Origin of the sequence: Flavobacterium inviolabile, assembly GCF_013389455.1 — a bacterium.
In the GTDB taxonomy this organism is placed as follows: Bacteria; Bacteroidota; Bacteroidia; order Flavobacteriales; family Flavobacteriaceae; genus Flavobacterium; species Flavobacterium inviolabile.
On sequence record NZ_CP058278.1, the window covers coordinates 2,522,683 to 2,541,924 of the forward strand.

The window sequence follows — 19,242 nt, forward strand, 5'->3', positions numbered from 1 at the left end:
AAATGAGCAAATTTATGGATACGCAAAATTGTTTCCATTGTGGTAATGATATTATAAAAGCAGAAGAAATCATTTTTGATGATAAATCTTTTTGTTGTCTGGGATGTAAAACCGTTTACGAGATTTTCAGCCAGAACGACCTGACCTGCTATTATGATTTCGAAAAGGCGCCCGGAGCGACACCACAAGACATAAAAGGGAAATATGATTTTTTAGAAAATGAAAGTATTGTAACCAAACTTCTGGAGTTTGAAGAAAACACAATACATATCGCTTCGTTGTATATTCCCCACATACACTGTAGTTCGTGTATCTGGATCTTAGAGAATCTGCAAAAACTTCAAAAAGGGATCAGCCTGTCGCAGGTGAACTTTTCGCAGAAGAAAGTCAGAATCACGTATGATCCGCAACAAACGAATCTTAAAGAAATAGTCCTTTTGTTAAGTTCAATAGGCTATGAACCGTATATAAGCCTGGAAAATTATGAAGGTGTCAGGAAAACGGTGGACAGGAGCTTAATTTACAAAATAGGGGTAGCATTTTTTTGCTTTGGAAATATAATGCTCCTGTCTTTTCCTGAATACTTTGAAGTAGGCGAGTACTGGATAGACCAGTACAAAGACTTTTTCAGATGGCTGATTTTCGGACTGTCATTACCGGCTTTCTTTTATTCCGGATGGGGCTATTATATATCCGCCTGGAAAAGCATTAAATCCAGAATGCTCAGTATTGACATCCCGATTGCTTTGGGGATTATCGTAATGTTCGTGAGAAGTACGGTCGATATTGTTTTCGACTACGGCCAGGGATTTTTCGACAGCATGTGCGGACTGATTTTCTTCATGCTTTTAGGGAAACTGTTCCAGCAAAAAACCTACAACTTCCTTTCGTTCGAAAGGGATTATAAATCCTATTTCCCGATTGCGGTAACCAAAATCAATACAGACGGTTCGGAAGAAGCAACCCAGGTTTATGAAATCAAAAAAGGCGACCGCCTGCTGATCCGGAACCAGGAATTAATTCCGGTTGACGGTATTTTAATATCCGGGAAGGCCTATATTGATTATAGTTTTGTGACCGGTGAGGAAATCCCGATTGAAAAGAAATCTGGAGATAAAATTTTTGCCGGCGGAAAACAGATCGGAAGGGTTATCGAAATGGAAGTGCTCTATACGGTTTCCCAAAGTTACCTGACACAGTTGTGGAGCAATGATGTGTTCCAGAAAAAAGCCGATTTAAAATACAAAACCATTACCGATACGGTGAGCCGTTATTTTACACCGGCGCTGTTATTGCTGGCTTTCCTTTCCTTTGGTTACTGGATATTCATAGATGTCAACACCGCTTTTAATGTTTTCACAGCCATACTGATTGTTGCCTGCCCGTGTGCGCTGGCACTGACGGCTCCGTTTACCTTAGGGAATGTACTCCGGATAATGGGGAATAAAAAACTCTACTTAAAAAATGCAACGGTGATCGAGCAGATGGCAAAAGTGGACACGATAGTGTTCGATAAAACCGGAACCATTACCTCCAATAAAAAGTCCTCGATAGCCTATACCGGACAGTCATTGAATGAAAAAGAAATCATGCTGATCAAAAATGTACTGCGTGGTTCCAATCACCCGCTAAGCAGAAGGCTGTATGATTTTTTACCCGATGCAGAAAGAGTGGTTGTTTCCGATTTTGAAGAAATTACCGGAAAAGGCATACAGGCAACAATAAAAGAAGCGGCAATAAAGATCGGTTCGGCTTCCTTCGTTGGAAAACAGGAAGAGAACGAAGTAAAACAAACGTCGGTAAATATCAGTATTGATGGTATTTATAAAGGAAAATTCACCTTTGACAACCAATACCGGGACGGATTGGAACAACTGTTCCGCAAGCTGAATAAAACCTATAAGATCAAGGTACTTTCCGGAGATAATGAAGGAGAAAAAGAAACGCTCGCGGGATTACTGCCCAAAAATACGGAACTGATTTTTAACCAGAAACCGGAACAGAAACTGGCCTTCATCAAAACCTTGCAGGACAAAGGCGGAAATGTCATGATGATCGGTGACGGATTGAATGATGCCGGAGCCCTGGCGCAGAGTAATGTCGGGATCTCCATTTCAGAAAATGTGAATGTCTTTTCACCCGCCTGCGACGGTATTCTCGATGCCGGGCAGTTCTCTAAGATAGGCTACTTCCTGAACTATTCCAAAAACGCCATGAAAACCATTATGATGAGCTTTGGCTTGTCCTTATTGTACAATGTGGTCGGGCTGAGTTTTGCTGTAACCGGGAACCTGTCGCCGCTGGTTGCTGCCATTATCATGCCATTAAGCACCATTACCATCGTAAGCTTTGTGACCGTTATGAGTAATCTGTACTCCCGGAAAGCATAATAGTTTTTGAGGAATAGAGTAAGGTGTTGGTTTATAGTGTTTTGGTAGAATCGAAATAAATAAGAAGTATGATAAATATCATATTTTTTGAAAAACGGGTAAAGTAATTTTGTTTAACACAATTTTAAGGTATGAGTGTCATTTATATATTAATCTCCATCAGTATTATCGTTGCTGCGGTCTTTTTGTATGCTTTTATTAAAGCGGTACGAAGCGGGCAATTTGACGACGATTACACGCCATCGGTAAGAATGCTCTTTGATGATGAGCTTGCGAAGAAAAAAAAGAATAAAACAGAAACAAAAATAGAAAAACAGAACTAATTATGGAAGTGCAACAATTTTATTACGACAACAAAATTGTAAAGAAATTCCTTTATGCTTCAATACTTTTTGGAGTAGTGGGAATGTTAGTCGGGCTCCTTGTGGCTACGATGTACTTATTCCCTAATTTAACCGATGGAATTTCCTGGTTGAGTTACGGGCGTCTAAGACCATTGCATACGAATGCGGTAATTTTTGCCTTTGTAGGTAATGCCATTTTCGCAGGGGTGTACTACTCTTTACAACGTTTATTAAAAGCCAGAATGTATAGTGATATTCTGAGTAATATTAACTTCTGGGGTTGGCAGTTAATTATTGTTGCCGCCGTCATAACGTTACCGCTGGGATATACAACATCTAAAGAATATGCAGAGCTGGAATGGCCTATAGATATTGCCATAGCACTTATTTGGGTAGTATTTGGTATTAATATGATTATGACCATTTTGCGACGTAGAGAACGTCATTTATATGTAGCAATCTGGTTTTATTTGGCAACATTTGTGACTGTTGCAGTACTGCATATCTTTAATAGCTTGGAATTACCAATTAGTGCGTTGAAAAGTTATTCTGTTTACGCTGGTGTTCAGGATGCTTTGGTACAATGGTGGTACGGACACAATGCAGTGGCCTTCTTCCTGACCACACCGTTTTTAGGACTGATGTATTACTTCGTTCCGAAAGCGGCTAATCGCCCGGTATATTCATACCGATTATCCATCATTCACTTTTGGTCTTTAATTTTCCTGTACATCTGGGCAGGACCGCACCACTTGTTATACACCGCTTTACCGGACTGGGCACAAAATTTAGGAGTTGTTTTCTCTGTAATGCTGATCGCACCGTCCTGGGGTGGTATGATTAACGGATTACTGACACTTAGAGGTGTTTGGGATAAAGTGCGAACAGAACCGGTATTGAAATTCTTCGTAGTAGCGATTACCGGATATGGTATGGCAACTTTTGAAGGACCAATGCTATCCTTAAAAAATGTAAATGCAATTGCACACTTTACCGACTGGATCGTAGCACACGTTCACGTGGGAGCTTTAGCCTGGAACGGATTCCTGACATTCGGTATGATTTACTGGTTGATCCCGAGAATGACCAAAACACAATTATACTCTACAAAACTGGCTAATTTCCACTTCTGGATTGGTACATTGGGAATCATATTGTATGCTTTACCGCTTTATGTAGCCGGATTTGTTCAGGCACAAATGTGGAAACAATTTAATCCGGACGGTTCCCTGGTTTATGGTAACTTCCTGGAAACAGTAAAAGAAATCATGCCAATGTATGCCATGAGAGCCATAGGAGGAACCCTGTTTGTAATCGGAACTCTGGTATTGGTATACAACATCATCATGACCATCAAAGTAGGTCAGAAAATTGAAGACGAATTAGCAGAAGCTCCGGCTTTACAAAAAATAGCAAGCAGCCGATTAAAAGGAGAAAAATTCCACGGCTGGCTGGAAAGAAAACCGATCCAATTAACCATTCTGGCAACCGTTGCCATCCTGATTGGTGGTATCGTACAGATTATCCCGACCCTGGTTGTAAAATCGAATATCCCGACCATCAGCAGTGTGAAACCATATTCACCGCTTGAACTGGAAGGACGTGATCTATATATCAGAGAAGGTTGTGTGGGATGTCACTCCCAAATGGTAAGACCATTCCGTTCTGAAGTGGAACGTTACGGAGAATATTCCAAATCCGGTGAATATGTATACGATCACCCGTTCTTATGGGGATCAAAAAGAACAGGACCCGATTTGATGCGTGTTGGTGGTAAATATTCAGATAACTGGCATTTTAACCACATGTGGGATCCGCAAAGTACATCGTCAGGATCAATCATGCCGGGCTATAAATGGCTGTTTGACAACAAACCGATGGATTACTCTAAAACGCAGGACAAAATGCGTGCAATGGTTAAACTGGGCGTTCCGTATACGCAAGAAGAAATAACAAATGCTTCAAAAAGTATCAAAGAACAAACCCAGAAAATTGAGAAGAACTTACATGCGGACCCTGACTTCGTGAAAAGTTATGAGGAAAGTAAGAAAAATGCTGCTACAAGAGGGGAAACATTTGTACCGATGCACGATAGAGAAATTGTAGCCTTGATTGCTTATTTGCAACGTTTGGGTACGGATATCAAAGTAAAAAACGTAGCTGAAAATCAAAAATAATTTGTTATGCTAAAGTTTATTAAACACAATATGGAGACTATTTCAGGAATTGAAATTTATCCGATAATCTCATTACTTATTTTCTTCCTGTTTTTCGTAGGATTATATATTTGGGTATTAACCTATAAAAAAGAGAAAATTACAGAAATGAGTAATCTCCCTTTTGAGGACCAAAACACAGCAAACAATCAATAATTGTAAGAAGTATGAAAAAATTTTTTCCAGTATATGTTAGAGTTCCGGTTTTGTTTGCCATCTTTTTTATGGCTGTGGAATTCTGTATCGACTCCGGCGACAGACCTGCCTTTATAAAGTACCCTATGGTATCGGTGATTTTATTACTGTTCTTATTTGTATTGATTGCAATGGAAATGGTTTTAAAAGCGACAAATAATATATTAAACACTTTGCTGACGGAAGAACAACGTAAGCAAAAAGAAATTGAAGAAAATCAGCCATTTACAGAATCCGCATTTTACAAAGGGATAATGCAAAAATTAACCCGCTCCCGAAAAATGGAAGAAGAAGGTGAGTTAATGATGGATCATGATTATGACGGAATCAAAGAATTGGACAACGTTTTACCGCCATGGTGGGTGTATCTTTTCTATGCCTGTATTGCCTTTGCCTTTATTTACCTTATCAAGTTCCATGTTTTAGGACACGACGATCAGAAAGCGGAATATGAAAAAGAAATGGCAGAAGCAAAAATTGCAGTTGAAGAATACAAAAAAACAGCTCCGGATTTAATGGATAAAGAAAAAGTGACCTTATTAACAGATGGTGCTTCTTTAGCCGCAGGGAAAGCAATTTTTGAAACCAACTGTGTAGCGTGCCACCGTGCTGACGGAGGTGGAGGAATCGGACCGAATTTAACCGATGACCACTGGATTTTAGGAGGCGGCATCAAAAACGTTTTCAATACCATTATGGAAGGTGGACGTGACGGAAAAGGAATGGTTTCCTGGAAACCGATAATCAAACCTTCCGATATCCAGAAAGTAGCGAGTTATGTACTGAGTCTGCAGGGTACAAATCCTAAAGACGGTAAAGCAGCCGAAGGAGATGTATGGAAAGACGATAGTGCTCCGGCTTCGGATGCTGCTGCAAAACCGGCAGACAGCGCAAAAGTGGCGACAGTTGCTTTAAAATAAAAAACAAAATATTGCAGGATTCGCATCCGGATCCTGCAATTAAAAAAGAAAGACCATGTCTAATATCCCTGATGAGAGTTTTAGAGATAGTATAGGAACTATTGATAAAGAAGGAAAAAGAGCTTGGGTTTTCCCAAAAATACCGAAAGGAAAATTCTATGAAAAAAGAAAATGGGTCAGTTACTTTCTGTTAGCCTTCCTGTTTTCAGCACCCTTTATAAAAATTAACGGCAACCAGTTTTTGCTGTTCAATGTACTGGAAAGAAAATTCAACTTTTTCGGATTCCCTTTCTGGCCCCAGGATTTCCACTTAGTGGTAATCTCAATGATTGTAGGAGTTGTTTTCGTAACACTTTTTACAGTAGCCTTCGGGCGTATTTTCTGTGGGTGGATCTGTCCGCAGACCATATTCATGGAAATGGTATTCCGCAGAATAGAATTCTGGATTGAAGGCGACAGAGGAGCGCAGATGCGACTGGCCAAACAGGAGTGGAATGCCGAAAAAATAAGAAAAAGAGTCCTCAAGTGGCTGGTGTTCTTTATCTTTTCGTTTTTAATTGCCAATGTGTTTTTAGCCTATCTGGTGGGAAGTGAGCATGTATTGGGAATGGTAAAAGAAGGACCGTTTCACAATACCAGTACGCTGATTGCCTTATTGGTTTTTACCGCGGTTTTCTATTTCGTTTTTGCCTCTTTCAGAGAACAGGTTTGTATCATTGCCTGTCCGTACGGACGATTACAGGGCGTATTACTGGATAACAAATCGATAGTAGTGGCTTACGACCACGTTAGAGGAGAACGCGAAACCGGGCGGGCCAAATTCAAAAAAAATGAAGACCGTTTGCAACAGGGAAAAGGGGACTGTATTGATTGCCGGCAATGTGTAAATGTATGTCCTACCGGAATTGACATCCGTAACGGAACCCAGCTGGAATGTATTAACTGTACCGCCTGTATTGACGAATGCGACCACATCATGGAAAGCGTGAACCTGCCAAAAGGCCTGATCCGATATGCTTCCGAAGATGAGATCGTCAAAAAAGAAAAATTCGTCTTTACCGCAAGAATGAAAGGATATGTGTCCGTATTGGTTATCCTGATCACTGCTTTGGTAGGAATGCTGTTCCTGCGAAACGATGTGGAAGCAACCGTTTTACGTTTACCGGGACAGCTCTATGAACGCAAAGGAGAAAACATCAGTAATGTGTTTACTTTTAAAATAGTTAACAAAACGGTCCGGGATTTTAAAGATGTCCATTTTAAACTGGTAAGTCCGAAAGGAAAAATCATCATGGTGGGAAAACAAAATTTCACCATTAAAAAAGAAGGACTGGCTCAGGGAACTTTATTTATTGAAATAAATCCGGCCTTTTTAAAAGACGATAAAACAAAAGCAATAATTGAAGTATATGATGGTGATTTGCTGATTGAAACCACTACAACCAACTTTTTAGGACCTAGAAGTTTCAATTAATCAAAAGCGGCTATAGCAGGAGTTTCAAATAACGGATTTTTATTTAAAAGAACTATTATGAAAATAAACTGGGGAACAAGTATCGTAATTGCATTCGGATTGTTCATGACCTTTATTTTATACTTTGTTTTCAAAGTACAGTCAGATAAGGATTATGACCATGAAATGGTTACGGAAGAATATTATAAAAAAGAAATGATCTTTCAGCAGCAGCTGGATAAAGAACAGAACGCAGCCGGATTAGCCGATAAATTATCGGTTAATGTGGAGCAGGAAGGTATTGTAGTTACTTTTCCGAAAAGCTTTAATAGTGCCAATATTAAAGGGAAAGTGTCCCTGTACAGACCGTCTAACCAGAAATTAGATTTCGAAACTCCGATTTCGTTGTCTTCTTCAAATTTGCTCATACCTAAAACAAATTTGGTAGACGGTCGCTGGGACATTACAATCGATTGGGAATATGACGGAAAAGCATATTTGAACAAGCAAGTAGTCAATGTCAATTTGTAGTTTTTGCGCTTGTAGTCAGGAGGTTTTTAAATAGGTTTTTAGGTTGTCTCCTCTTGGCTACAAGCTTAAAAATGATAAAACTAAGAATTAGTTATGTTGTTTTCAGCTTTCATTTTCGGATTGATCAGTAGTCTGCACTGCATTGGAATGTGCGGTCCGATTGCCATGATGCTGCCGGTGGATCGAAATAATCAGGCTAAAAAAGTGCTTCAGATTATGCTCTATCATATCGGACGCTTAACGGCCTACGGAACACTCGGACTACTATTCGGAATTGTCGGTAAGGGTCTTTTTCTTGCCGGAATACAACAGCAAATATCTATTATTGCCGGTATTTTAATGATTACAGTCGTACTCATACCGGAAAAAATCTTCGCCCGTTACAATTTTTCAAAACCCGTGTACCGGGTCATCTCCAAAGTAAAAACAAGTCTGGGCAGCCAGTTCCGAAAAAAAAGCTATAAAGCCTTATTTACAATAGGCCTCTTAAACGGATTCCTGCCATGTGGTTTGGTCTATGTAGCACTTTTTGGTGCGATTGCCATGCAGCATGAAGTACTGAGCGTTACCTATATGCTTCTGTACGGACTGGGAACCATCCCGATGATGAGTGCGGTAGTTTATCTTTCCAACCTGGTGAGTATGCCCGTTCGCAATAAAATTCAAAAAGCCATACCTTATGTAGCCGTTTGTATCGGAATGCTGTTTATCATGAGAGGATTAGGATTGGATATTCCTTTTGTTTCCCCGAGCAATATGAGCCTGTTTGTACGCGGAGAGGCACATTGCGGCTAACCGGCAAGCGCTTTACGGACAATTGCCCGTAATTCGGGTATGATTTCTGCTTCAAACCAGGGATTCTTTTTCTGCCATATCCTGTTTCTTGGTGACGGATGTACCAGCGGCAGAAACTTCGGTAAAAACGTCTGGTAATGCGACACATTCTCCGTTAGCGTAGCGAAAGAACGCTCTTTCAGGTAATACTGCTGTGCATACGCCCCGATCAGTAATATAAGTCTTATATCCGGCAATGCCGTGATAATTTCCGCATGCCATTTCGGCGCACATTCCGGTCTTGGTGGTAAATCGCCCGATTTTCCACGTCCCGGAAAACAAAATCCCATCGGAACAATCCCGAAAATCTCCGTATCATAAAACTGTGCTTTGTCCACATTCAGCCATCGCCGCAATTCATCGCCGCTGGCATCATTCCACGGAATTCCGCTGTCGTGCGCTTTCTGCCCCGGAGCCTGACCCACAATCAGTATTTTAGACTGTTTGCTGAACGAAAGTATCGGCTTGGGGGCATACGGCAAAAAATCGCTGCATATCGTGCAGGCACTTATCTTTTCCAGTAAAATATCCATGTTGAAATCGTTTTGACCTACACAAAGATAACGAATCGGGATTGCAATACTATTGCCTGTTTACTCCGGATCGTTCCTGGATAAAGAATCCGGTTTTGGATCTTCAGCCGGAAAAACAAGATCTTCCGGAACAAAACCTTCCGAAAAAAAATCGGCTAAGGAAACAGAATAATATTCACACAAAGTGTAAAGGGTAGAGAGCGTTAAGTTTTGAATACCCATCTCAATTCTGGAGATATTGATCCCGGTATCCATATCGACGTCTTCCTGCCGGATATTCCTGATGTTACGAATGTATTTCAGTCTTTTCGCAAGCGCTTTTAGTAAAGTAGGATGTTTGATTTGTTGCTTCATAGGTCAACAAATTTTACTAAATAAATATTACAATATTCACTACTTATAAGTAGTAATTTGTTAAATTGCTAAGAAAACAGGTATGCTCAAAAAGAAAATAAAATATATCGGAATGGCATCTTTTATAGCGGTAGTGACCTTGTTTATCATAACCAATATTTGGCTGCTGTATTCGGAACATACCGGTACCATCAGCAAAAGCGGTATAAAAAAGAAGCTTGATAACGGGACGGCTCATGCCGGTGGATCCGATGTAGGCTTTCGGCTCACACCGGAATTATTATGGCTCATTTGTAATGATTCGATAATAGGGGACTGCCGTTTCCGCAATAGAAAAGTTATTGTGAGCGGTACGATACTGGAGGAAGGCCGCGACATCGACAACACTTCCTATATCGTATTAAAGGCAGGTAAAATAGAAAATATAGGGTGCTATCTGATCAGTCGCACCCATCCGGCAGAAAAACCGGCATCGGTTGGTGATGTTGTAACGGTTTGCGGAACCTACAAACAATACCTTTTTAACAGTATTGTTATCATTGATGCCGAAATAATAGAATAATTATATGGTCATGGAAAACAACTGCGTTTGCGGTGCTTTTCTTTTTAGACGCAAATCGAAAGCCATACAGATATTGCGGACAAAGGGTTTTCCTTTTTCGGTTACAAAAATGGTATTGTTCTCAATTTTTACCAAATCATCATTTTCCATTTCCTGTAACTGGTCAATTACCTGTTCGATTTCCGGAAAATTGGTTTCCGGCGTCCATGACGTTTCAAAACGGCACATTAGGTTCAGGATATGGCGGCGGATAATAAGATCTTCTTCGGTTAAAAGATGCCCTTTAAATACCGGAAGCTCGTTATTGTCCAGGCGGGCATAATAATCCTCCAGTGTTTTTTCATTCTGCGCAAAAGCATACCAGCTGTCGCTGATGGAAGAAACACCAAGCCCGATCATCAGCTGCGTTTTAGAAGACGTATAGCCCATAAAATTGCGATGCAGTTTTCCCTGTTTAAAAGACTCGTACATGCTGTCGCTTTCAATAGCAAAATGATCCATCCCGATTTCGTGGAAACCGTTTTTTTGCAGGATCATTTTCCCCACTTCATACAACTGGCGTTTTTTCTGATCTTTCGGAACATCTTCGTCCTTAAATCCCCGCTGTCCGTTTCCTTTAATCCACGGCACGTGTGCATAGCTGTAAAAAGCAAGCCGGTGTGGCGCCAGCGATTTTGTTTTTTCAATAGTATCAACCACATCTTTCAGTCTTTGGAACGGTAAACCGAAAACCAGGTCGTGCGAGATAGAAGTATAACCGATCTCTTTTGCCCAGAAAGTAACTTTGGCCACATTGTGGAAAGGCTGTTCCCTGTGGATGGCTTTCTGAACCCGTTCGTTATAATCCTGAACGCCGAAACTTACTCTGCGGAAACCCAGATCGTATAACTTTTGCAAATGTGCCCGTGTGGTATTGTTAGGATGTCCTTCAAAGCTGAATTCGTAATTATCGGCTCTTTGGGCTCTTTTAAAAATACCCAGCAATAACAATTCTAAGTTGGCCGGTGAGAAAAAAGTAGGCGTACCGCCACCCAGGTGAATTTCCTTGATGAGCGGTGTTTCCGGCAAGGCATCACAATACAGATCCCATTCCTTTAAAACGGCCTGGATGTACTTGTCTTCCACATCATGACGTTTTGTAATACGCTTATGACAGCCGCAAAAGGTACACAAACTCTCGCAAAAAGGTAAATGAATGTACAGGCTGATTCCTTCTGTTGCATTACTTTCGGTAAACGATTTTACAAAACTTTCCTTCCATTTGGCTGTACTGAAACTTTGCTCATCCCAGTAAGGAACGGTCGGGTAACTGGTATATCGGGGTCCGGGGACGTTGTATTTTTGAACCAATGAGATTGCCATAGTTGATGTGATTTTTCAAATTCAAAATTACGCCGGGCAGCTTCGCGAAAAAATGATATTTATCATACCGAAAACATTAACAAAGGGCTACTCACTTTTTTTGTACTTTTAGACCTTGAAAATTACCCTCATGAAAACAAAAATTTTTAGTCTGCTATTCTTTGTCTTCTTTTTAACAGCTTGCCAGGCGCAGGTAAAAAAAGGAACGCAGCTGGTTGCTCCGGATGCTTTTGAAAAAACAATCACGGAAAACAAAGGACAGCTAATCGATGTGCGTACGCCTAAAGAATACAATTCCGGACATTTGAAAGGAGCAAAAAACCTGCACCTTTACGACCAGGACTTTAGCCAGCGTGTTGACAAACTGGACAAAAAACAACCGGTATATGTATATTGCAAAGCGGGTGGCAGAAGTGCCGAAGCTGTTGAAATTTTACAGCAGAAAGGATTTCAGAAAATCGTAGAACTGGACGGTGGTATGGATGCCTGGAATGACAGCAAAAAACCGGTTCAGAAATAAACTAGCGTGACAAAACTGGATTACATATTGTTACTGTTATGCCTGCTTACCTTGTGTTTCGTGGGCTATTTGCTGTACCGTTTGAAACGTTTGGAAAAAGAAAAGAAATACATGCAGGTCAAGTATGTCGATTTTGAAGAACGCTTTAATCACCTGCAACTGGAAACACTGGAATCCAAGTTAAATCCGCATTTGTTTAAAAACATACTGAATTCCATACAGTCGCATGCCTACCAGACCTATTTTGCAATGGATAAATTATCGAACGTACTGGATTACATACTGTATGAAAGCCGGCAGCGTTTTGTGAGTCCGAAAGAAGAAATTGACTTTGCCCTGAACCTGATTGAAATCAATAAAATCAAAATCAGTCCGTTGTTTGCGCTGACAATCAAAAAGAAAATTGACGAAAACGACAGCATGTACCACCAGCGGTTACTGGCGCCTTTAATTTCGATCGATTTAATCGAAAATGCGTTTAAACATGCCGATCTGCAAAGTTCGGATGCGTTTATTACCGTTGTGATCGAATTAAAAGCCAATGTTTTTTCCCTGACGGTCTCCAATAAGATTTCCAATAAAATGACGTTTAAAAAAGAAAACAGCGGTTTGGGTTCCGAAACGCTGGAGCAACGTCTGAAAATTATTTATAAAAACCATTACAAACTGGACAAATTCGTTGAAGGAGATGTCTATTTTGCCCATTTAAAAATTAACTTACGTGAGCACAAAACTCAAATGCTTGCTTCTTGACGACGAATTACCGGGATTAACCTATCTCAAAATGCTCTGTGAGCAAATTCCGGAACTGGAAGTGGTACGCGCCTTTAATAATCCCGAAACCTTTCTGGCGGAATGCCGGGAATATGAATTTGACGTGTTGATTTCCGATATTGAAATGCCAGGAATGAACGGTCTGCAGGTAGCGAATCTGCTGCAGGACAAAGCAGTCATTTTTACAACAGCCTATAAAGATTTTGCAGTGGAAGCCTACGAGCTTGATGCGGTGGACTATGTCGTGAAACCCATTAAAAAAGAACGTTTGCAGCAGGCAGTACAAAAAGTACTCAAACGCGTGGAAAGTTCTGCCAAAACCGTTAAAAAACACTTACAGCTCAATACCGATAAAGGCAAAGCCATATTACCGATAGAACAGATATTCTTTATCAAATCGGCAGAAACCGACAGCAGGGATAAAATCATTTATTTACAGGATCTTACCAAACTGGTTGCTAAGAACTATTCGTTCGATAAATTGCTGAAACAGCTTCCGGCCGAAGAGTTTTGCCGCGTCAATAAAAAAGAAGCGCTGGCTATTAAAAACATCCAGTTCTATTCCCACGATGAAATTACGGCATCCCTGACGGCATCAAACGGAAAACCGTTCAGCTTTAGTTTGAGTGAAAGCTACCGTTCGGAGTTTCTGGAAAAAGTTAAGATTTAAATTTCATTACATTTTTTTACCGTCTTGTTACAAGTCGCGTTTCAAATAGTGTCAATTTGTTTTTTTTCAATTCATTATATAGCACCTTTGCGCTAAAATAAGTGTAAGCCAAAAAGATAACATCATGAAAAACTTCAAAAACAGTTTCTTCTACATTGGAATAATCGGTGTAACATCAGCTTTGATGTATTGGATTGTACAAAACGGAAAAGGATTAGAAGCCGGCCGCCATATCGTAGTCGCTAATTCCGGAAACAGCCAATGGCAGGAATTTCTCAGCTCTTTAACGCATAACTTAACGCATCCGCTGGCTATATTACTGGCACAAATCGTAACCATTATATTTGTTGCCCGCTTGTTCGGGGAACTGTGCAAAAAAATAGGACAGCCAATGGTGATTGGTGAAATCATCGCCGGTATTGTCCTTGGTCCCTCTTTGGTAGGAACCTATTTCCCGGAATTTTCGGCCGCCTTGTTCCCGGAAGCCTCGCTGGGGAACTTACAATTCCTGAGCCAGATAGGACTAATCTTGTTCATGTTTGTAGTAGGGATGGAACTGGACCTGAAAGTACTGCAAAACAAAGCTAAAGAAGCGGTGGTAATCAGTCACGCCAGTATCGTGATCCCGTTTACCTTAGGACTGGTTTTAGCCTATTTTATCTATACACAATTTGCACCGGACGGTGTTGAATTCCTTTCTTTCGGACTGTTTATCGGGATTGCAATGAGTATTACCGCCTTTCCGGTTTTAGCCAGAATTGTACAGGAAAGAGGATTGCACCGCACCAAACTGGGTGCAATGGTAATTACCTGTGCCGCAGCCGATGATATTACGGCATGGTGTATCCTGGCAGCGGTAATCGCGATTGTAAAAGCAGGTTCTTTTTTAAGTTCCCTGTACATCATTGGGCTGGCCATCGTGTATGTGATCCTGATGTTAAAAGTAGTACGCCCGTTCCTGAAAAGAATCGGCGATTTATATACCAGTAAAGAAAGCATCACCAAATCGGTAGTCGCAATTTTCTTTTTAACCTTGCTGATTTCGTCTTATGCTACCGAAGTAATCGGGATTCACGCGTTATTCGGCGCTTTTATGGCGGGAGCCATTATGCCGGAAAACATGCGATTCCGTAACATTTTCATCGAAAAAGTAGAAGATGTTTCCCAGGTAATGTTATTGCCGCTGTTCTTTGTATTTACCGGTTTGCGCACGCAGATAGGCTTACTGGATGATCCGTATTTATGGAAAGTATGCGGATTGATTGTCCTGGTTGCCGTAGTGGGTAAATTTGTGGGAAGTGCGCTCACGGCTAGATTTGTCGGGCAGAACTGGCGCGACAGTTTAACCATTGGGGCCTTAATGAATACCCGCGGACTGATGGAACTGGTGGTGTTAAACATCGGTTATGATTTAGGCGTTTTAAAACCCGAAATCTTTGCGATGATGGTTATCATGGCTTTGGGAACAACCTTAATGACCGGACCGGCGCTGGACCTGATCAACTTTATTTTCAAAACGAAAAACGATATCATTCCGTCCGAGATCAGCCAGATCAGCAAATACAAAGTACTGGTTTCGTTTGACACACCCGAAGAGGGAAGAGGCTTGCTGCGTTTAGCCAATACTTTTGTAAAGAAGATGAAGAAAAATGCGATGGTTACCGCCATGCACATTCCGCTTAGCAACGAAGTGAACCCGTTTAATGTGGAAGAATTCGAGGAACAATGCTTTAAGCCGATTTTAGCGGAATCGAAAGAACTGAAACAAAAGGTAACCACCCTGTTTAAAACATCAACAGATATCGATTCGGATGTGATTGAAGTATCCAATAAAGGAGAATTTGACCTGGTTCTGATCGCGCTGGGACAATCCATCTTTGAAGGAACCTTACTGGGGAAAATTTTAGGATTTACAACCCGTATCATCAATCCTGAAAACCTGTTGAATAAATTCACCGGAAAGGAAAAACTATTCGAAAATTCGCCTTTTGACGAACGTACGGAACAAATCCTGGCCAAAACGGATGTTCCGGTTGGTGTATTGGTCGATAAGAACTTTGAAAAAGCAGACCGCGTTTTTGTAACGCTTTTTGATAATTCGGATGCCTTTTTAATTGATTATGCTCAGAAACTGATTGCCAATGTAGAATCGCAGGTTACCGTACTGGATGTAGTGGGGAATATCAAAAACAATGCGACCATTAAAGAAGGCATTCGCGCGATCGAGCAACAGGCACCAAATCATATTAAATTACTGAACGAACGTAAAATAGAAAAAGATTTCCTGCAGGAGCAGGATCTGATGATTATCAGTGTGGACAGCTGGAAAAAACTGGTTGAATCCAGAAGTACATGGCTGAACAATACGCCGTCACTTTTAATTCTGAAGCCTTAAAACTTAGTTAAGAATTTAAAATACCGTTGGCAAATTGTATTTTTGACAGTAAATTTACAGTATGATGAAAATTGCAGTCAAGAATATGGTTTGCCAGCGTTGCGTTTTAGCCGTTACGCAAATTTTAGATAAAATCGATCTTCCGTACCAAACCGTTATTATGGGCGAAGTGACGCTTGCTGACGATATGCCTGCCGAACAAAAATTAAAGCAGTTTTCTGATGAACTGGAAGCCATCGGGTTTGAAATCATTGACGATAAACGCAAACAGCTCATTGAAAAAGTGAAAGGGGCAATCATCAACTTTATTCACTACGATCAGGAAAAAACAAAACTCACCCTTTCCGAATTCCTGTCGGACAAAGTGCAATACGACTACAACTACCTGAGCAGCCTGTTTTCTGAAATGGAAGGCATTACCATTGAAAAATACCTGATCAACCAGAAAATAGAAAAAGTAAAGGAACTGATCGTTTACGATGAACTTTCCTTAAAACAAATCGCCGATTTACTGGGTTACAGCAGCGTAGCCTACCTGAGCAATCAGTTTAAAAAAGTAACCGGGCTAACACCTTCCCACTTCAAAAACATCCGTTCTGAAAAAAGAATCCCTTTAGATAAAGTGTAAATCTTACAACTCTATTGTAAAATTCCACAACACTTTCCATAGCGTTATGATCGAACTTTGTACTATCAAAACGAGATACTATTATGGAAGCCACTATCAAAAATTTTCCGGTAACCGGAATGACCTGTGCTTCTTGCGCAGTGAGCGTAGAAAGCATGCTGAAACACCAGAAAGGTGTTGTCGATGCGGCCGTTAATTATGCGAATGCCTCAGCAAAAGTTGCCTATAATCCGGGAGAAGCTTCTCTGGAAGAATTCAAAAATGCCATTCAGTCCATTGGTTACGATATGATCATCGAAGAAGATGTGAACGTGAATGAAGTTATAGCAGCACAAAATAAAAATCATTACGAAAAGCTAAAAAACAAAACAATTGGCGCTTCAATCCTGACCCTGCCGGTATTTATTATCGGTATGTTTTTTATGGATATGCCATACGGCAATCTGATCATGTGGTTTTTTGCCACTCCGGTTTTGTTTTGGTATGGAAAAGATTTTTTCAGCAATGCCTGGAAACAGCTACAGCACAAATCGGCTAATATGGATACGTTGGTGGCGTTAAGCACCGGAATTGCCTATCTGTTCAGTGTTTTTAATACTCTTTTTGCCGATTTCTGGCACAGCAGAGGCGTCCATGCCCATGTGTATTTTGAAGCGGCAACAGTGGTGATTACGTTTATCCTTTTAGGGAAACTACTGGAAGAAAAGGCAAAAGGCAATACGGCTTCGGCCATAAAAAAACTAATGGGATTGCAGCCCAAAACGGTTACACTGGTTAAAGACAACGGTGACTATATGGAAGCACCGATAGAATCCATTGTATTTGGCGATTTGATACTGGTAAAACCGGGCGATAAAATTGCGGTTGACGGGGAAGTGGTTTCCGGTAGTTCCTTTGTGGATGAAAGCATGATTTCGGGTGAGCCGGTTCCGGTGGAAAAAGAAAAAGGTGCCAGGGTATTTGCGGGAACACTCAACCAGAAAGGAAGCCTGCAGTTCAGAGCCGAAAAAGTGGGCGGTGAAACGCTGCTGGCACACATTATCAAAATGGTTCAGAATGCACAGGGCAGTAAAGCTCCGGTTCAGAAACTGGTCGATAAAATTGCCGGGATATTTGTACCGATAGTATTGGGAATTGCCGTAGTAACTCTGATTGTCTGGATAGTTCTGGGTGGCGAAAACGGCTTTACACAGGGATTAATGGCAATGGTTACCGTACTGGTTATTGCCTGTCCGTGTGCATTAGGTCTGGCTACGCCAACGGCGATTATGGTTGGTGTAGGAAAAGGAGCCGAACAGGGAATCTTAATTAAAGATGCGGAAAGTTTAGAGCTGGCACAAAAAGTAGATACGATCATCCTGGATAAAACCGGGACAATCACCGAAGGGAAACCAAAAGTAACCGGGATACAGTGGCTGGCAGGCGACAGTTCGAAAGCTGCTATTTTAAAAACAATCGAAGCACAGTCGGAACATCCGTTAGCACAGGCTGTTGTGGATGCGTTTGAAGGGCTGAATACCGTTGCGATAAACGAATTTGAAAGCATTACCGGATTTGGAGTCCGCGCTAATGTGGACCACGAAATTTACTTTATCGGTAACCAGAGATTAATGGAGCAGAAAGGGATTGTGATTTCGGAAGAATTAAAACAGTTTGCCGCCGGTTATTATGCAAAAGCCGCTACGGTTTTATTCTTCGGTTCGCTTGAAAAAGTACTGGCGGTTATTGCCGTTCAGGATGCGATCAAACCAACTTCGGTACAGGCCATACAGGAATTACAGGATAACGGTATTGAAGTAATCATGCTCACAGGCGATAATGAAGCTACAGCAGCTGCGGTTGCCGGACAGCTAAACATTAAACAGTTTAAAGCAGGTGTATTGCCGCAGGATAAATCGGCCTATGTGAAACAGCTGCAGGAACAGGGAAAAGTGGTCGCGATGGTTGGTGATGGTATTAACGACAGTGCGGCTTTGGCACAGGCAAATGTGAGTATTGCCATGGGTAAAGGTTCCGATATTGCGATGGACGTAGCCCACATGACGATTATTGCGTCCGATTTAAAAAAGATACCGGTTGCGATCCAGCTGTCAAAACAAACCGTGAAAACGATCAAACAAAATTTATTCTGGGCATTTATTTACAACATTATCGGTATTCCGATTGCCGCCGGAATATTATACCCGATAAACGGATTTTTACTGAATCCGATGATTGCCGGAGCTGCTATGGCTATGAGCTCCGTGAGTGTGGTGAGCAACAGCTTACTGCTGAAATTTAAAAAGTAAAAACAAGATTAATCATAAAACAAATATCAAAATGGAAACGATGAAATTCAAAACCAATATCAACTGTTCCGGATGTGTTCAGAAAGTAACCCCGGTATTAGATCCGTTAGTAGGCGAGAACAACTGGAAAGTGGAAACGGAAAATCCTAAGAAAATATTAACCGTTACCAGCGATGTTCCGGAAAGCACGCTGATGGAACAGGTGAAAAGTGCCGGATTTAACATTGAAAAATATACCGAATAAAAAAAGCCTCAGTATTGAGGCTTTTTTTA

Annotated in this window: 19 protein-coding genes; 16 read left to right on the forward strand and 3 right to left on the reverse strand. The window is 41.0% G+C overall.

What is annotated here, in order from left to right; genetic code table 11:
• The first annotated feature begins 14 nt into the window (after window positions 1-14).
• From HW120_RS11290 to HW120_RS11325, 8 genes are all read left to right on the forward strand, one after another.
• Window positions 15-2,390: a heavy metal translocating P-type ATPase gene (locus tag HW120_RS11290; RefSeq protein WP_177734188.1), complete on the forward strand. Its 2,376-nt coding sequence runs from the start codon at window positions 15-17 to the stop codon at window positions 2,388-2,390.
• A 131-nt stretch (window positions 2,391-2,521) separates the two neighbouring features.
• Complete coding sequence (gene ccoS / locus HW120_RS11295; protein ID WP_177734190.1) at window positions 2,522-2,713, forward strand: cbb3-type cytochrome oxidase assembly protein CcoS; 192 nt, start codon at window positions 2,522-2,524, stop codon at window positions 2,711-2,713.
• 2 nt (window positions 2,714-2,715) lie between these two features.
• The gene (ccoN, locus tag HW120_RS11300) at window positions 2,716-4,911 is read left to right on the forward strand and encodes a cytochrome-c oxidase, cbb3-type subunit I (protein ID WP_177734192.1); all 2,196 of its coding nucleotides are present in this window, start codon (window positions 2,716-2,718) and stop codon (window positions 4,909-4,911) included.
• Window positions 4,912-4,917: 6 nt separating this feature from the next.
• Window positions 4,918-5,106, forward strand: a complete 189-nt coding sequence (locus HW120_RS11305; RefSeq protein ID WP_177734194.1) for a CcoQ/FixQ family Cbb3-type cytochrome c oxidase assembly chaperone — start codon at window positions 4,918-4,920, stop codon at window positions 5,104-5,106.
• A gap of 11 nt (window positions 5,107-5,117) precedes the next feature.
• Complete coding sequence (locus HW120_RS11310) at window positions 5,118-6,065, forward strand: cbb3-type cytochrome c oxidase N-terminal domain-containing protein (protein ID WP_177734196.1); 948 nt, start codon at window positions 5,118-5,120, stop codon at window positions 6,063-6,065.
• A gap of 55 nt (window positions 6,066-6,120) precedes the next feature.
• On the forward strand, window positions 6,121-7,539 hold the full coding sequence (gene ccoG, locus HW120_RS11315; protein WP_177734198.1) for a cytochrome c oxidase accessory protein CcoG: 1,419 nt from the start codon (window positions 6,121-6,123) through the stop codon (window positions 7,537-7,539).
• 57 nt (window positions 7,540-7,596) lie between these two features.
• Window positions 7,597-8,049, forward strand: coding sequence for a FixH family protein (locus HW120_RS11320; protein WP_177734200.1), 453 nt, complete (start codon window positions 7,597-7,599; stop codon window positions 8,047-8,049).
• Between the two features lie 93 nt (window positions 8,050-8,142).
• Window positions 8,143-8,844, forward strand: coding sequence for a sulfite exporter TauE/SafE family protein (locus HW120_RS11325; protein ID WP_177734202.1), 702 nt, complete (start codon window positions 8,143-8,145; stop codon window positions 8,842-8,844).
• Here HW120_RS11325 and HW120_RS11330 read toward each other — a convergent pair.
• Both HW120_RS11330 and HW120_RS11335 read right to left on the reverse strand, forming a co-directional pair.
• The gene (locus tag HW120_RS11330; RefSeq protein ID WP_177734204.1) at window positions 8,841-9,416 is read right to left on the reverse strand and encodes a uracil-DNA glycosylase family protein; all 576 of its coding nucleotides are present in this window, start codon (window positions 9,414-9,416) and stop codon (window positions 8,841-8,843) included. The genes HW120_RS11325 and HW120_RS11330 overlap by 4 nt on opposite strands.
• Before the next feature lie 60 nt (window positions 9,417-9,476).
• Window positions 9,477-9,770, reverse strand: a complete 294-nt coding sequence (locus tag HW120_RS11335) for a helix-turn-helix domain-containing protein (RefSeq protein WP_177734206.1) — start codon at window positions 9,768-9,770, stop codon at window positions 9,477-9,479.
• A gap of 112 nt (window positions 9,771-9,882) precedes the next feature.
• Here HW120_RS11335 and HW120_RS11340 point away from each other — a divergent pair, with 112 nt between their 5' ends.
• Entirely contained in the window at window positions 9,883-10,332 is a 450-nt protein-coding gene (locus HW120_RS11340) for a hypothetical protein (RefSeq protein WP_177734208.1), read from the forward strand.
• On the opposite strand, the gene hemN is transcribed toward HW120_RS11340, so the two are convergent.
• Window positions 10,333-11,694: an oxygen-independent coproporphyrinogen III oxidase gene (gene hemN, locus HW120_RS11345; protein ID WP_177734210.1), complete on the reverse strand. Its 1,362-nt coding sequence runs from the start codon at window positions 11,692-11,694 to the stop codon at window positions 10,333-10,335.
• A 130-nt stretch (window positions 11,695-11,824) separates the two neighbouring features.
• Here hemN and HW120_RS11350 point away from each other — a divergent pair, with 130 nt between their 5' ends.
• From HW120_RS11350 to HW120_RS11380, 7 genes are all read left to right on the forward strand, one after another.
• Window positions 11,825-12,214, forward strand: coding sequence for a rhodanese-like domain-containing protein (locus HW120_RS11350; protein WP_177734212.1), 390 nt, complete (start codon window positions 11,825-11,827; stop codon window positions 12,212-12,214).
• A gap of 15 nt (window positions 12,215-12,229) precedes the next feature.
• The gene (locus HW120_RS11355; protein ID WP_246297062.1) at window positions 12,230-12,967 is read left to right on the forward strand and encodes a sensor histidine kinase; all 738 of its coding nucleotides are present in this window, start codon (window positions 12,230-12,232) and stop codon (window positions 12,965-12,967) included.
• The gene (locus HW120_RS11360) at window positions 12,936-13,658 is read left to right on the forward strand and encodes a LytR/AlgR family response regulator transcription factor (RefSeq protein WP_177734214.1); all 723 of its coding nucleotides are present in this window, start codon (window positions 12,936-12,938) and stop codon (window positions 13,656-13,658) included. Before HW120_RS11355 ends, HW120_RS11360 begins: the two co-directional genes overlap by 32 nt.
• A gap of 124 nt (window positions 13,659-13,782) precedes the next feature.
• On the forward strand, window positions 13,783-16,053 hold the full coding sequence (locus tag HW120_RS11365; RefSeq protein WP_177734216.1) for a cation:proton antiporter: 2,271 nt from the start codon (window positions 13,783-13,785) through the stop codon (window positions 16,051-16,053).
• A gap of 61 nt (window positions 16,054-16,114) precedes the next feature.
• The gene (locus tag HW120_RS11370; protein ID WP_177734218.1) at window positions 16,115-16,681 is read left to right on the forward strand and encodes a helix-turn-helix domain-containing protein; all 567 of its coding nucleotides are present in this window, start codon (window positions 16,115-16,117) and stop codon (window positions 16,679-16,681) included.
• Window positions 16,682-16,764: 83 nt separating this feature from the next.
• Window positions 16,765-18,969 (forward strand): heavy metal translocating P-type ATPase, encoded by a 2,205-nt coding sequence (locus HW120_RS11375; protein ID WP_177734220.1) that lies wholly within the window; start codon window positions 16,765-16,767, stop codon window positions 18,967-18,969.
• Between the two features lie 31 nt (window positions 18,970-19,000).
• Window positions 19,001-19,213 (forward strand): heavy-metal-associated domain-containing protein, encoded by a 213-nt coding sequence (locus HW120_RS11380; protein ID WP_177734222.1) that lies wholly within the window; start codon window positions 19,001-19,003, stop codon window positions 19,211-19,213.
• Window positions 19,214-19,242 lie beyond the last annotated feature (29 nt).